This window comes from Lachnoclostridium phytofermentans ISDg, assembly GCF_000018685.1.
Lineage (GTDB): Bacteria > Bacillota > Clostridia > Lachnospirales > Lachnospiraceae > Lachnoclostridium > Lachnoclostridium phytofermentans.
This window is the reverse complement of sequence record NC_010001.1, coordinates 810,246-825,645: the sequence shown is the minus strand read 5'-3', so window position 1 is coordinate 825,645 and position 15,400 is coordinate 810,246. Positions and strand designations below refer to the sequence as shown.

Annotated in this window: 11 protein-coding genes; 3 read left to right on the top strand and 8 right to left on the bottom strand. The window is 36.5% G+C overall.

Annotated elements, in window-relative coordinates:
- Window positions 1–460: 460 nt before the first annotated feature.
- A complete protein-coding gene (locus CPHY_RS03420) occupies window positions 461–694 on the bottom strand; it encodes a hypothetical protein (protein WP_041703144.1) in 234 nt (77 codons plus the stop codon).
- Between the two features lie 243 nt (window positions 695–937).
- Window positions 938–1,954, bottom strand: a complete 1,017-nt coding sequence (locus CPHY_RS03415; RefSeq protein ID WP_012198664.1) for a S66 family peptidase — start codon at window positions 1,952–1,954, stop codon at window positions 938–940.
- Window positions 1,955–2,652: 698 nt separating this feature from the next.
- On the opposite strand from CPHY_RS03415, the gene CPHY_RS03410 reads away from it, so the two are divergent.
- Window positions 2,653–5,286 carry a cation-translocating P-type ATPase gene (locus tag CPHY_RS03410; protein ID WP_012198663.1) on the top strand — a complete coding sequence of 878 codons (2,634 nt, stop codon included), beginning with the start codon at window positions 2,653–2,655 and terminating at the stop codon, window positions 5,284–5,286.
- Between the two features lie 242 nt (window positions 5,287–5,528).
- Here the strand turns inward: CPHY_RS03410 and CPHY_RS03405 are convergent, their stop codons facing one another.
- The 5 genes from CPHY_RS03405 to CPHY_RS03385 all read right to left on the bottom strand — a co-directional run bounded on the left by CPHY_RS03405 (window position 5,529) and on the right by CPHY_RS03385 (window position 10,828).
- Window positions 5,529–6,743, bottom strand: a complete 1,215-nt coding sequence (locus CPHY_RS03405) for an LL-diaminopimelate aminotransferase (protein ID WP_012198662.1) — start codon at window positions 6,741–6,743, stop codon at window positions 5,529–5,531.
- Window positions 6,744–6,859: 116 nt separating this feature from the next.
- Window positions 6,860–7,693 (bottom strand): diaminopimelate epimerase, encoded by an 834-nt coding sequence (gene dapF / locus CPHY_RS03400; RefSeq protein ID WP_041703901.1) that lies wholly within the window; start codon window positions 7,691–7,693, stop codon window positions 6,860–6,862.
- Between the two features lie 267 nt (window positions 7,694–7,960).
- Window positions 7,961–8,503: an ANTAR domain-containing response regulator gene (locus CPHY_RS03395; RefSeq protein WP_012198660.1), complete on the bottom strand. Its 543-nt coding sequence runs from the start codon at window positions 8,501–8,503 to the stop codon at window positions 7,961–7,963.
- 29 nt (window positions 8,504–8,532) lie between these two features.
- Entirely contained in the window at window positions 8,533–9,864 is a 1,332-nt protein-coding gene (gene glnA / locus CPHY_RS03390; RefSeq protein WP_012198659.1) for a type I glutamate--ammonia ligase, read from the bottom strand.
- A gap of 235 nt (window positions 9,865–10,099) precedes the next feature.
- Complete coding sequence (locus CPHY_RS03385) at window positions 10,100–10,828, bottom strand: phosphatase (RefSeq protein WP_012198658.1); 729 nt, start codon at window positions 10,826–10,828, stop codon at window positions 10,100–10,102.
- A gap of 305 nt (window positions 10,829–11,133) precedes the next feature.
- Between CPHY_RS03385 and CPHY_RS03380 the strand changes: the two genes are divergently transcribed.
- On the top strand, window positions 11,134–11,877 hold the full coding sequence (locus tag CPHY_RS03380; RefSeq protein ID WP_012198657.1) for an alpha/beta hydrolase-fold protein: 744 nt from the start codon (window positions 11,134–11,136) through the stop codon (window positions 11,875–11,877).
- Window positions 11,868–12,635 carry an alpha/beta hydrolase gene (locus tag CPHY_RS03375; protein ID WP_012198656.1) on the top strand — a complete coding sequence of 256 codons (768 nt, stop codon included), beginning with the start codon at window positions 11,868–11,870 and terminating at the stop codon, window positions 12,633–12,635. The genes CPHY_RS03380 and CPHY_RS03375 overlap by 10 nt, the downstream gene beginning before the upstream one ends.
- Window positions 12,636–12,852: 217 nt before the next feature.
- Here CPHY_RS03375 and CPHY_RS03370 read toward each other — a convergent pair whose 3' ends face one another.
- Window positions 12,853–15,123 (bottom strand): endo-1,4-beta-xylanase, encoded by a 2,271-nt coding sequence (locus CPHY_RS03370; protein ID WP_012198655.1) that lies wholly within the window; start codon window positions 15,121–15,123, stop codon window positions 12,853–12,855.
- Between the last annotated feature and the right edge of the window lie 277 nt (window positions 15,124–15,400).

Sequence of the window (15,400 nt, the reverse complement as noted above, 5' to 3'; positions counted from 1 at the left end):
CATCGATACTCTAGGCAATTCTTATGTTGCATACCATGCGTATCCACATTGGTACTTTTTTACATCATATTAATTTTTCGCGTACGAAATCTGTACCAAGATCAGATGGTACTTCTAAATAATAAAATTATATGATTGAAATTATGTAATTTGTATTTTGAATGATATTTTATTTACTGATCTCTTATTTATTGATATTTTATTTTTATTGATATCTTACATTATTTAGCAATAATATTTTTCATATACTTTTGAGTCCAGGGGCAATGAACTAAACATTTTAAGCATCCATCGCAGTGGTACACATCAACTATAGAATCTCTATTCATGCCTGGTTGCCATATAGAGCCATGTATAACACCTGTTGGGCATATGTCCTTACAAACAGTACATTCATCACATTTAGGCATTATAAATGGTCTATTTTCAGTAGGGAACGGGGCATTCGTCAAAATGGTACTCATGCAAAATGCACTTCCGTATTCCTGAGAGCAAGATGCTCCTTTACTCCAAACTCGGAATGGTCCGCTATATTTTCTTTTGATATACGAATGATATAGTCAGGTCTTAGAACTATACCTAATAGAATAGCAACATAGTACCCTCTATTTTCCTTTTTCGAGAGCATTGATATATCAACTCCCCTTATAAAATTAACACCACGGGAATTTAACTCAGAAATTAACTCATTCACTTTATGACCCCATTATAATTGGTATTTTTATTGGTATCTTTATTGGTATCTTTATTGGTATCTTTTTTGTTATCTTTTTTGGTATTTATATCACCATAATTGATATTTTACCATTTATATCTATCTTACTCGATTATATCACTAAAAATTGGAATATCAAGATATTTCTATAATACTAAAGTACTCTCTTTAATACCCACAATAAACAAAAATACCATAACATATAATGATTAATCTTTTCCCTTACTCTTTTGTTTCTTGATATATATAACCTGAATTGCCTTTACAATAAACTTTCCCTTTCGCTCCATTGATGATTGCCATACGGGGTGGTTTATGTCCAAAATCCACATCAAAGATGACTGGTACGTTAAGCTCTTCTAAAACAGACAAGATAGCCTCTTCGTATGTGGTATCTGTGTGCGTTTCGAAAAAGCAAGGACGACCGAAAACAAATCCCTTGGCATATTGAAACCATCCAGCTTCTCTTAAATTCCATAGACCAGTAAATAATTCTTCGGAATCCCTACTAAAGCTTTCTAGATACCATACGATTCCATCCTCTTTATATTTTTCTATAAACTGAGTCGTTTTATCATACTTTGTTCCAACAAGATTTAATAACACATCAAGGCATCCGCCAAGAAATCTTCCCTCTATTAAGACCTCATCTTCACCGCGTGCATTTCTCCAGCAAACCTCTTTGTCAGAATCATATCCTTCATATCCTGTTCCCTTCTTCTTAAATCCATCCATGTAGAAGTCAAAACTATCTTGTTTCACGGCCTCCCCTTGTAACAATTTTATATTATTCTCTAAGGAGTGGTGCCATTCCCCCATACCAAAATCAGAAAAATTACATCCATACACGGTAGCAATATCGCAGCCAACTGTGACAGTATATAAAAGACCCGTTGGATCAGAATATCCCTGTAACCATTTTGGATTCTTTACGAATTTATCATAGTCAAGAAGTGGTAACATCTCTAATAAATAATCTCCTCCAGAGACCATTATGATTGCTTTCACCTCGTCATTTTCTAACAACTCTTCTAATTGTTCCTTGCGTTCCATAGCAGAAGAACTACGATTTTTAAAGCTAGTTCTGGTATTTTTAGTCTCAAGAACTTTATAACCGAACTTATCTAGCTGTACTTTAGCATGATCAAGTCTTACTGCATCTAAAACATCTGGTTTTCCGTCAGAACAAGCTGTTACTCCAATCGTAGCACCTTTTTTTAATAATGATGGGTATATCATATCTATCATCCTCCTAAAGCATACTAACTATTATTCTACTAACACCTGCAAATTTGGCCACAGGCAGAAATTTGTATGAAATGTCTACTATTTCACACTACTTTAGTGTAAGCAATAATCCGATTTAATACAATAAAAACTTGTTGTATTATTAAGTTAACATTAAAATATAATGAAAATGCTTGATTATTCAAAAAAATCTGGTATGATAGGTCTATAACAAATGGTTACCATTTGTACCAAAATTAAATTTAATCCAATATCCAGTATAGTGGGGGAGTAATTCACGTAAACATTTGTTTACGCGGCAATTTCCAACATCATGGCTTCGTGCCTGGCTTGCCTTAGAGAATGAGACTCATGTATAACTTTTATTTTAAGTTATACATGAGTTTTTTTGTTGCATAGTTGGTCAACACTATCCAGTAGATAGTAATTAGAAATTTTTCTCTAAATAAATCAAACGTTTCTACATTAAACTAATATGTAAAATGTTTCATATGATTTATTTTGAGCAAATTCTACTTTCTATACAATGTTCTTTGTAAGCAAAACACGGTTATAAATACTTCTCTTTGGATAAGTATGGTGCAGCTATAATTCACTGATGGTTTACACCAAGATTAAATTTAAGGTAATACATACGATTTCATCTAATTGCTATGTAGATATCACACAAATAAGAAAGGGAGATTTGAATGAACTATTACTTAAAATCTACTGATGATGTACTAAAAGAGATTAAGAGTCAATCGACTGGTCTTACATCAAAGGAAAGCGAAGAACGGCTTTTAAAAAACGGTAAGAACAAATTAAAAGAAGCGGAGAAAGAATCACTGATTACTAGATTCTTTTTCCAAATGAAAGATCCTATGACAATTATCCTGTTGTGTGCAGCAACTATTTCTGGTATCACTGCTGCCTATGCACACGAATCCTTCGCTGATGTATTAATTATTCTTGCGGTAGTAATTATTAATGCAATCCTAGGAGTAACACAAGAAAGTAAGGCTGAAAAAGCAATTGAAGCCCTTCAAGAAATGGCAGCTGCAACAAGCAAAGTTCTTCGGGATGGTGTGATACAAAGCATTAAAAGTGAAGATCTAGTTGTAGGCGATGTAATTCTACTTGAGGCAGGCGATGCAATTCCTGCAGATGCAAGATTATTAGAGAGTGCTAGCCTTAAAGTGGAAGAAGCTGCTCTTACTGGAGAAAGTGTCCCAGTAAACAAAAAAATCGAGCAATTAACTCTTGGAAAAGAGAAAGATATCCCTCTTGGTGATAGAAAAAATATGGTCTATATGGGTAGTGTTGTCGTATATGGCCGTGGTACTGCGGTTATCACTGCAAACGGCATGGACACAGAAATGGGTAAGATTGCAGATGCACTTGCTAATGCAAAAGAAGGGCGTACACCATTACAAATTAAATTGGCACAATTAAGTAAAATCTTGACCATACTTGTAGTTGGTATTTGTGTATTCATTTTCGGATTTAGTTTATTAACTGCTGAAACAATTAATGGTGAGGTTGCCTTAAATACCTTTATGGTTGCAGTAAGTTTGGCTGTTGCTGCTATTCCTGAAGGACTTGCCACTGTTGTTACCATTGTTCTCAGTATTGGTGTTACCAATATGAGTAAGAAAAATGCGGTGATCCGTAAGTTAACCGCCGTAGAGACTCTTGGATGTGCTCAAATTATCTGTAGTGATAAAACCGGTACTCTTACCCAGAATAAAATGACAGTGGTTGATCATTTTGGAGAAAAAGAAGACTTATTAGCTACAGCAATGGCACTTTGCTCCGATGCCCAGCTTGATGAAACTAACAATGCAGTCGGTGAACCAACGGAATGCGCACTGGTAAACTATGCAACAAAGTTGTATTTAGATAAAAATAAATTAATAGAACAGCAACCTCGTATTGCAGAAGCACCATTTGATTCTGTTCGTAAAATGATGAGTACAATCCATAAGACATCAGAAGGTATTGTACAATACACCAAAGGTGCACCAGATGAGGTTTTAAAATGTTGTACTCATGCGTTATCTCAAGGTAAAGTAGTTCCATTAACAAACTCTATTCGTAATGAGATTCTTGCTAAAAATAAGGAAATGGCAGATAAAGCACTCCGTGTATTAGCTGCTGCATATCGAAACTATGATAGTGTACCAAATGATGTTAACCCAGAGAACTTAGAAAAAGAATTAGTTTTCATAGGTCTTACTGGTATGATTGACCCTATCCGTCCAGAGGTAGTTGATGCAATTGCAGAATGTAAAAAAGCTGGTATTCGTCCTATTATGATTACTGGCGATCACCGTGATACTGCTGTTGCTATTGCGACTCAGCTAGGAATTATACAAGACGCAGGTGAAGCCATTACAGGATCAGAATTAAATGAAATCTCTGATGAGGCATTTAAAACTGAAATAGAACGCTACTCTGTTTACGCTCGTGTACAGCCAGAGCATAAGGTTCGTATTGTAAATGCATGGCGTGCAAAAGGTATGATTACAGCTATGACCGGTGATGGTGTTAACGATGCACCAAGTATCAAATCTGCTGATATCGGTATTGGTATGGGTATTACCGGTACTGACGTTACAAAGAATGTAGCAGATATGGTACTTGCAGATGATAACTTTGCCTCTATCGTCAGTGCGGTTGGTGAAGGTCGTCGTATCTATGATAACATTCGTAAATGTATTCAGTTTTTACTTTCCAGTAATCTAAGTGAAGTGCTAAGTATTTTTGTGGCTACCATTCTTGGTTTTACCATTTTAAAACCAGTTCATCTCTTATGGATTAACTTGATTACTGACTGTTTCCCAGCCTTAGCTCTCGGAGTTGAAAAAGCGGAAAATGATATTATGGAACGAAAACCAAGAAGTACAAAGGATGGTATCTTTGCTGATCGCCTTGGTGTTGATGTTTTATATCAAGGTATTATGGTAACTATTATCACCTTAGCAGCTTATTTTATCGGACACTATATGGAAGCTGGTGTTTGGGAAATTGCAAACAGCGAGGATGGTATGACAATGGCGTTCTTAACAATGTCCATGGCTGAGATTTTCCACTCCTTTAACTTACGTAGCCAGAGAAAGAGTATTCTTCATATGAAACACCACAATATCTTCTTAATTGCAGGTATGGCACTAAGTCTTATACTTACAACTGCAGTTATTTACCTACCTGGTGTTAACACTGCCTTTGGTTTTGAGCATATCTCAGTTCCTGAATACCTTGTTGCTTTAGGACTTGCATTCTTAATTGTTCCAATTGTAGAAGTGGTGAAATTCTTACAACGTAAGTTTGGTAGGAACTAATTATTGGTATAATCGAAATTAAATTGGATCCAAATTATAAAGATGGAAATAATTCATACCTTGTTTTTTATTCTGAAGACTAGTAATTAATAGCTCTTTATAAAGTAATGGAGCGGGATTCTTGGAATCCCGCTCCATTACTGTTTTTAAATCTATTTAAAAAGCTGTCAAATGACTTAGATGAGATACCCTTTTTTCTTTTATATGGTTTTCTCTTCACCTAAAACAAGAGTACCTTACATTTATAAATTTTTGATTCTTCTTAATGCTTCTAGCGTATTTTCATACGTACCAAATGCAGTCAGTCGGAAATATCCCTCTCCACTTGGTCCAAAGCCTGAACCTGGTGTACCAACAACAGAAGCATTTTGAAGTAAATAATCAAAGTATTCCCAAGATGTCATGCCATCTGGTGTATGTAACCAGATATACGGTGCATTGACACCACCAGATACCTGATATCCTGCCTCAAGTAAACCATCACGGATTACTCGTGCATTGTTCATATAGTAATTTATCTGTTCTCTCGTTTCTGCAATTCCTTCTGGTGAATAAACTGCAGCTCCAGCTGTTTGAATAATATATGGTGCACCATTAAACTTAGTGCCATGGCGTCTTGCCCATAAACTATTTAAAGAAACACCGTCGCTGGTTAGCTCCTTTGGTACTATTGTAAAACCAAGTCTTGTGCCTGTAAATCCAGCATTTTTGCTAAAGCTACGAAGTTCGATTGCACATTTTTTCGCTCCATCACATTCATAAATGGTATGAGGACAATTCTCTTCGCTAATGTATGCCTCATAAGCAGCATCGTATATAATAACTGCTCCTTTTTCAATTGCATAATCTACCCATTTCTGAAGTTTCATCTTTGTGATTGCAGATCCTGTAGGATTGTTAGGAAAACACAGATAGATGATATCAGGAGTTTCCGCTGGAAGGCTCGGTACAAATTTATTTTCCTTCGTACAAGGCATATAGATGACATTACTCCACTTACCAGTAGTGTAATTAAATTCACCTGTTCGACCAGCCATTACATTCGTATCCACATAAACAGGATATACTGGATCACAAACGGCTATCTTATTATTTTCTGCAAATATATCACCTATGTTACCAGAATCACTTTTTGCACCATCACTGATGAAGATTTCATCAAGCGCAATTTGAACCCCTCTCGCTTCATAATCATGTTTTGCGATTGCACTTCGTAAAAATTCATATCCAAGATCTGGGGAGTAGCCTTTGAAAGTCTCTTTTGCTGCCATTTCATCGGTTGCTTTATGAAGTGCACTTATTATGCTTGGAGCAAGAGGTAATGTCACATCACCAATCCCTAGACTAATCACGTTCTTATCTGGGTTTTCTTCCTTATAGGTTCGTACTTTCTTTCCAATTGTTGAAAATAGGTAACTACCTTGTAATTTTAAATAGTTTTCATTAATTTTAAACATTATAACCTCCATTCCAGCACATGTTTTCATTACTCATAGTCAAAGCGGATATTACCACTTGCCTACAGGCAAGTTTTCCGCTTACGCTACCAGCTCTACCTCATTGCCACTACATTTTATAACTCTATCTCACCATCAAAAACAGTTACAGCTGGACCTGTCATAAATAGTCGATTCTTCTCTCTGTCATAGCGAATGACAACGTCACCGCCTAACATATGAACTGTCACTTCATCCTCCGTTAAGCCATTTAAGATAGCTGCATACACAGAGCACGTAGCACCGGTTCCACAAGCATGAGTTTCCGCAGATCCACGTTCCCAAACACGCATATTGACAGTCTTACGGTCGAGGATTTGTACAAACTCCGTATTGATCTTTTCTGGAAATAATGGATGCTCTTCAAACAATGGACCATAGTTTTCTATTGGGAAAGAGTTGGTATCCTCAATAAAGGTAACCGCGTGAGGGTTTCCTACCGAAACACCTGTGATGTAGAATTCGCGATCAGCAATTGTTATTGGCATATTTACTACCTGTTCTTCCTCTACTGCAATCGGAATTAATTTAGGGTCTAATTCTGGTTCACCCATATCAACTGTTACTTCTGTTACTTTTCCGCCGTCAACAATTAAAGCTAAGTATTTCACACCGCCTAATGTTTCGATCGCTAGGCTTGTTTTTTGTGTCATACCATGGTCATAAACGTACTTACCAACACAGCGAATACCATTTCCGCACATTTTTCCTTGTGATCCGTCTGCATTATACATATGCATCGTAAAATCTGCAATTTCAGAAGGTTTGATTAAGATTAATCCATCAGAACCAATTCCAAAACGTCGATCACTCACCTTTTTTGCCACTCCATTTGGATCATTTATGGTTTCCTCAAAACAATTTACGTAAACATAATCATTTCCACAACCTTGCATCTTTGTAAATTTCATATTAGCTACCATGCCTTTCTGCAAACTTTGTGCCACAAGTACAATTTTGTTTGTGAAAACCTTTTTTACTCTAATAATCATACCTGCAAGCCTGTAAACTTTGGACCACAGGCACAAAGTTGTATCAATTTTATTTTCATACTAACAATTTATACTTCTGACAATTAATATGATTTATTATAAATAGATATCCGCCCAATTTCAATATTTCAGCTGCTTTCATAAGATAGGAATTTCGAATACCTATGATGTATAAAATGAATACAATTACATCATACTCAAAATCATCTCCGCTGTTTCTACCATATTTGTACCACTATCCATACTGGTCTTTTGAATATATCGATGTGCTTCTTCTTCCGTCATCTTGTTACGTTCCATTAATAGCGTCTTAGCTCTGGTGATAGTTTCTTTCTGAGTTGTGGTACGATCCTTAGGTTTATCGTTATCCTTTTTCTTACGGCGCATGTATTTGTATGTCATCAATTGAAGGGTATTCAGAAGATCCTGTATCTTAATAGGCATACTAAGGCTTAGGATGTTACCATCTGCACAATCTAATAGTTTTTGTGGGGAAGCTAATAATAACATTTCAAATCCACGAGGCAGGTAACCATTAAGTTCCAGGTACATCATATCTGATAGACGAAAACCGCAGATAACGATTCCTTCATCGAGTTCATTTGCTACCATGATTGCCTGAGCACCGGTAGTACAGGTCGCATTTACTTCGAATCCACCACTCACTAAGATATTTCTTATGTTATTCGCGTCCTCAATCTTTGGGAATGCTATGATTATACTTAGCAAATTTGACCACCTCCGTTACAATTTTTACTCTAAATTCGGTTAAGGTATTGGTCAATCTCCCATTCAGAAACCTGCGTACGATACTGGGACCACTCTGCTCTCTTCGCTCTTATATAAGTGAGGAAAGCATGATTTCCCAATACTTCTCTCATAAACTCACTCTTTTCTAACTCATCCAAGGCTTCACCTAAACTGCCAGGTAGATTGCGAATTTCCATAGCAAGTCTCTCCTGATCACTCATGGAAAAGATATTCTTATCGACTCCTTTGGGAGGACTCATCTTTTTCTTAATACCATCTAACCCCGCTGCCAAGCATACTGCTAGTGCTAAATATGGATTGGTGGCTGAGTCAGGACTACGTAACTCCACTCTGGTTCTTTCTTCTCTTCCATCTGGAATCCTGATCAGTGGACTTCGATTGACAAGTGACCATGCAATATAAACGGGTGCCTCATAGCCAGGTACTAGCCTTTTATAGGAGTTAACCAAAGGATTTGTAATTGCAGTCATACTTTCTGCATGATGCATTAATCCAGCAATAAACTGATATGCGACCTCACTTAACCCTAATTTATCGTTTGGATCATAAAAGCAATTCATCCCGTCCTTTTCAAGAGACATGTTAATATGCATTCCGGAACCATCGACACCAGACTTTGGTTTTGGCATAAAGGTAGCATGCATGCCATGACGTCTTGCTATCGTGCGAACAGCCATCCTCAAGGTCATAATATTATCTGCAGTAATTAGACCATCTTCATAATGGAAATCGATTTCATGCTGCGCTGGTGCAACTTCATGATGGGAGGCTTCAACTTCAAATCCCATCTCTTCTAATGTAAGTACCATCTCTCGTCTGGCATTTTCACCAGCATCCATTGGACCAACGTCGAAGTAACAACCTTTTTCCCTCGTTTTTGTAGTTGGTAACCCATCTTCCCCTATATCAAAGAGGAAAAACTCACATTCGGGACCAACGTGAAATGTGTAACCAAGATCTTTCGCTTCCTGCAATACACGTTTTAATATGTATCTAGGATCTCCTTCAAATGGTGTACCATCGGTACGATATACGTCACAAATGAACCTTGCAACCTTACCATGCTGCGGCCTCCAAGGAAAGATTTCAAAGGTATTTAAATCAGGATGCAAATACATGTCAGATTCCTCAATTCGTACAAAGCCTTCAATGGCAGATCCATCAAACATATATTTATTATTTAGCACTTTTTCTAACTGGCTCGTTGTTACTGCTACATTTTTGAAATTGCCAAACATGTCGGTAAACTGAAGTCGGATAAATTCTACATCCTCTTCTTCAACTAATCTTAAAATGTCCTTCTTTGTATACTGCTTCATAAGTTGCCTCCTAACAATATTTTGTTTATTTATTCCCACAGGATAAATACGTCCCCTCGGAGAACTTTCATTTATAGTTGTAAAGCTATTTCTATAAATAAGAAAAAAATATGCTTCGCAGACTTTCCTGGTCTACGAATAAAAAAAGACAAAAGCATCTATCCCAAGACGCCTTTGTCTAATAACATTATTAACTGTGGACAAAATATTTGTCAATGGAAATCGAGTAAGATTTTTATAAAATGCTTTTTCTGCGATTCTCTATCATCTGAAGCAAGATTTCTTTCGAATGATTCACTACCAAATCTTCTGGGAACATCGCTTCTTTTATGATGTCTTTTACATATACATGATTTCCTATATCGTATGCTGTATGTGCATCACTGCTCATAATAACTGGTACTTCATGTTGCTTACAATACTGAAGCATTGTAAGGTCATTTTCTCTTGTGTTTGGTCGAAAGCTTCCAGGAGCTACAGATGCGTTATTTAACTCTAGTAGTACCCCATATTCTTTTGCCTTTTTTACAATGGTCTCATAATCAAGTTCATATCTCCCATCGTCAGGGTGACCAATAATATTAATATAAGGGTTTTCCATTGCACCAACGATTGCATTAGTATTTTCCCTCTTCGTCCCTTTTTTGTAACATGGTGGATGAATACTTGCGATGCAAATATCTAGTTTTTTTAACACTTGATCTGATAAGTCCAGTGTTCCCTCATGGTCTAAAATATTTACCTCACTTCCAAGAAGAAGTTGTACACCAAACATTTCTCTTGGAACAACGTGAAGATTTTGAAAATAAAATTCATGGCAAGTACCTGGCATAGTTGGAGCATGTTCGGTTATTCCAAGTAATTCGATCCCTTTCTCTGATGCCTCCAAAGCCATTTCCTTGATTGTATTGTATGCATGACCACTTGCCAAAGTATGGGTGTGAACGTCTAAGATGTCTTTCATGATAGTCCTCCAAAGTCATTGTATCCTAATCATCAACAATTCATGATTGCAGACAGTAGTTTCCTTTTATCCGTTTCATTCTCTCACATTCCTTCTAGGTTGTAAAGTGGAGAGATTAACAAAAGTTACACTACCAGAGCTTTTCCTCGCTATGAACTTTTTCTCGTTATGAACTTTCCCTAGCATGAATAAAAGTGAGACAATGAAAGAGCATTGCAATTTTTCAAAATTTATTTTATAACTGATAAAGTACACTATTAGTCCTATGTAGAAATTACTACTATCGAAAAAGAAAGGATACACATATGAGATGGATACAATCACAGATACAATCTAGTACATTAAAAATGCCTATTGGCTTCGATGTCTTACTTCCAGAATCGAATAAGCCAATGGACACACTCTATTTATTACATAATTCAAACATGGAGCATAGTCAATGGCTTCGGCTTGGAATTGAATCATTTTTTGAGCATAGTAACTGTGCGTTAATCATGCCACAGGGAAATAATAGTTTATTTCTAAATACCAAGAATAACTATAACTTTTTTGACTTTTTAACGAACGAATTGCCTTCTCTATGTTCCACTTGGTTTCCATTAAAAAATGAACGAACCTCCAGGTATATAAGCGGCATTGGCACCGGTGGCTATACTGCTATCTTAGCAGCATTCGCCATTCCATCCTTTTATCATAAAGCAGTTGCTATAGAAGGACAGTTTGATATAAATTCCTTATATGTAAATGAAAACGGAAATGATATTTCCAAGTGGCTAGGTGATCAAGAAACCTTTAAAAACAGTACAATAAACCTTTGGAATCCAACTTCAATTTCCATAAATAACTTAGATACAGATATAACTCTGATTACAAATGAGCTGAGTAATGTGTATGAACAAAATTTAAAACTTAGTAACTACCTTTCTAAGTCTCACCCAAACAAGATACACTTTGAGTCCCTTAAAAGCAAACAGGTTATGTTTCATGCAATGAGTAAACTATCTGAAATTATTACCGATACTTTAGAGGAGGTGACTCCATGGCAGTGATGCAATTACACTTACCAAGTAAAGTATTAGGGATGACAGTGGAAGTATTCGCGATTGTACCGGAACAAATTTATGATAATAATAATAATTTACCAAGAATTCTATGGCTCTACCATGGCAGCAGTGGTGATCATATGGCATGGGCACTGGAAACGAACCTAGTAGAATTAGCCAAGAAAGAGCATCTCGCAGTTTTTTGTCCTCATGTTTATAATTCCTGCTTTATTAATATGGCAGAAGGAGAGCGTTATGGAACATTTGTTGGAAAGGAACTCCCAGAAATTATTCATTCTATATTTCCTTTACTTCCAACTGACCGTTCGATGAATATAGTCTCGGGTTTTTCGAATGGCGGATATGGATGTTTCCAAGCTGGATTAACCTATCCAGAAACCTTTGGCTATATTGCTGCCTTCGGTGCTGGTGATAAGGCAGATGCTGACTTTTCCTACCGTCCATTACAAAAAAAGATATTATTTGGTGATGGAGACCTTCAAAAAACAAAGTATAGTATTAAATACTTGGCACAAGGCTTGATTGAAAAGAAACAGGCCTTACCTAAAATTTTTCACTCCTGTGGGGAATCTGATCCATGGAGATGTGATAATGAAAAGATGCGAGACTTATTAATGTCTTACGAGAACAATTCTTTTGATTATCAATTCCACCTGTTTGAAAATATGGGACATAGCTATGCTTGTGCGGAACTTGGGCTTACTATGTTTTTTGAAGAATATTTTAAGAAACAAGAAAAATAATTTAAAAACGAACCCTTCCTTATCCTAAATTAAAAAGCTATCAAGGTTACTCTGAAAGAAAAGTGTAACCTTGATAGCTTTTAGAATTATCATAGCGGATATTCGCAATCCGCTTACGCTACCAGCTCTATCTCATTACCACTATGTGGAGTTTTAAAACAGGTAAGTACCCAGCTTACAGAAGCGTGGTACTTACCTGATGAAGTTAAATTATTAATTATTGAACTTTGACTCCATTATAGTAAACCTTTAACACTTCATTGGATATCGTACCAAAATCCGTCCAATCCTTCTTAGCAAATCGTAAATCAAGAACAAGCTTTCCTGTTCCTTCTGACAGCATCGTACTCTTACTGATGCTAACCACAAGTTTTTGATTCGTCAACTGCCCAGAAACATAACCATTTAACGGTGTGTAATATGGTTCAACTGTTAATTGCAACGCAGCGTTATCTACCCAAACATTATGCTCTTGATTGATGATTCCATCGGCAGTAAACTCAATAGATACCTTTGACAAATCAATCGTTCCACCAAGTGCATTTATTGTGTATTGCTGGCTTATCGTGTTCCCATTGTTTTTCGTAGTTACTACTACCACCGGTTTTGCTCCCTCCACTGGTACTGTAGTAGGAGTTGGTGTCGGAGCTATTGTTGGTTTTGGCGTTACTGTTGGTGTTATGGTAGGAGTTATTGTTGGCTTTGGTGTTACAGTTGGTGTTACTGTAGGTGTTATCGTTGGTTTTGGCGTTACAGTTGGTGTTACTGTAGGTGTTATCGTTGGTTTTGGTGTTACAGTTGGAGTTATTGATGGCGTTACTGTTGGGGTAATCCCATCAATGATAGAATAGTATGCTGACTTTGCTTGATAATTTCCATCAAATAATAATGGATATCCACCTAACCAACTAGTCTTATCCGTTACACCCCAGAAGATAACTCCTGTAATGTTCATGCCCTCTTTTTTCAAACTAATGACCTTATTTATCAAAAGTTTATATCTGTCTGCCTGAGCAGCTAAAGCAGATGTACTATTGTCTGGCTGCTTTATATCTAACTCCGTTAGTTGTAATTCTAATCCTAAAGTATTATATTTACGAACAGCTGTCTCAAACATACTAATACTTGGATAATCCATAACCCAATGAGACTGCATTCCCATACCATCCACTAAGCCCTTATCTTTTAATCCTTTCAGGATATTAAAGATAAAGGTACTCTTTCTATCCTCATACTCGTTATAATCATTATAAAACAGTTTACAACCAGTTGGAGCATATTTTCTTGCGTATTCAAAAGCTCTTTGAATATATTCCTCACCTATGGTTTGCATCCATGGAGAATTACCAGATGTTACGTTATTCGATCCAGGATTTCTCATACCTGTAGAAGTATTTGGATCTACTGCTTCATTCACCACATCCCAAGCATAGAACTTTACTGTAGGATAGGTTGATGAGATCAGCTGCATCACATTTTTGATGTAGTTTTCTAGTCTTTGGAGCATCACTTCCTTGGAAACCCACGCTGCATTTGAATCCTGAGAATAGTTTACCTTAAAGAACCAATCTGGTGTCTGGCTATGCCATACTAAGGTATGTCCACGCACTGGTATATTATTGTCTCTTGCATATTCCAGTAAAGTTTTCGCAGCTCTAAGATTCACCTGAGGATTCACTTGATTACCACCATTTGCATCCATATAGGCTATGGTTGCAGAGTAATCTAATACAGAGTCTGGTTTTAACTCATTACCAGGAGTTAACCTATTGTAATGTTTCGCTACTAAATCTTTTGCCGGAGCTGGTGCAATCTCACCTGCAGTTGCCGCTCCACCAACAAAGAAGTAACTTGAAAATACATCCTTTAAACTAGGAATATCTTTTTGAATCTGTGGTAAAGTTGCTGGCGTTGCAGTGAAATCATCAATGTAAAAGTCTAAGAGATCTTGACTTGATGGTGAACTCTTATATTCTGTTTCGACATAGACCTTTGCATTAGCGGCATCTGCTGGAACTGTATACTCACCTTGAATTAATGTCCATTTATCTTTGGTTACTTCTAAAGTCTTAATTGTTTTGTACTGATCATTCACACCATCATTGTACTGAAATTGTAAGCTAAACTTTTGTGTATTGGAATAAGAGCTACCTTTATATTTTAAATAAATTCCAAATACATAAGTTTCTCCAATCGTAAGTTCCTTTGTCAAATCGCAGGTAGCACCATGCCATGTTTGCGTGCGTTTGCTAATTTTTAAACTATGTAACCCTGAATATGCCTCTTCTGTACTTTGTGCCACAACCTCTGCATTGTCACCTCTTGGTCCCCACCCATTGGTGCTTGCTTCAAAGTCGTGATAAATTAGATTACCATATACTACTGCTTCATTTGTAGATTCCGCCTCAACCTTTTGTATGTTATTAACGTTCATTGGAATGACAATGGCAACAGCCATTGCGAGTGCAACTAGTTTCTTGAAAAACATAAACACACCTCCTGATTGTTAATGAACAGTGACTTAATACCCCTTATTAAGCTTGTCCTTTTGGTAACACCATTATTTTACTACAAGTTGAAAGATTTTTAAAGTATTTTTTACAATTTATTCCTATTTTTAATAATATAGATTAAGATGTCACACTGTAGTACATAAAAACAAATAAAGAGTAACAATTTAATCTATTTTTATAGAGTAATCATGGCGTGCGGCAAAGGCGGTAGTTTTATTGTCATTTGGATGTAAAGAAAGCGAACGTATCAAA

Excerpts from the sequence above, each read along its gene's own strand:
- glnA (WP_012198659.1), bottom strand. The coding sequence starts at position 9,864 with ATGAAGCAGTATACAAAGAAGGACATTTTAAGATTAGTTGAAGAAGAG.
- CPHY_RS03375 (WP_012198656.1), top strand. The coding sequence starts at position 11,868 with ATGGCAGTGATGCAATTACACTTACCAAGTAAAGTATTAGGGATGACA.
- CPHY_RS03405 (WP_012198662.1), bottom strand. The coding sequence starts at position 6,743 with ATGTTTAAAATTAATGAAAACTATTTAAAATTACAAGGTAGTTACCTA.
- CPHY_RS03415 (WP_012198664.1), bottom strand. The coding sequence starts at position 1,954 with ATGATATACCCATCATTATTAAAAAAAGGTGCTACGATTGGAGTAACA.
- CPHY_RS03385 (WP_012198658.1), bottom strand. The coding sequence starts at position 10,828 with ATGAAAGACATCTTAGACGTTCACACCCATACTTTGGCAAGTGGTCAT.
- CPHY_RS03370 (WP_012198655.1), bottom strand. The coding sequence starts at position 15,123 with ATGTTTTTCAAGAAACTAGTTGCACTCGCAATGGCTGTTGCCATTGTC.
- CPHY_RS03380 (WP_012198657.1), top strand. The coding sequence starts at position 11,134 with ATGAGATGGATACAATCACAGATACAATCTAGTACATTAAAAATGCCT.
- CPHY_RS03410 (WP_012198663.1), top strand. The coding sequence starts at position 2,653 with ATGAACTATTACTTAAAATCTACTGATGATGTACTAAAAGAGATTAAG.
- dapF (WP_041703901.1), bottom strand. The coding sequence starts at position 7,693 with ATGAAATTTACAAAGATGCAAGGTTGTGGAAATGATTATGTTTACGTA.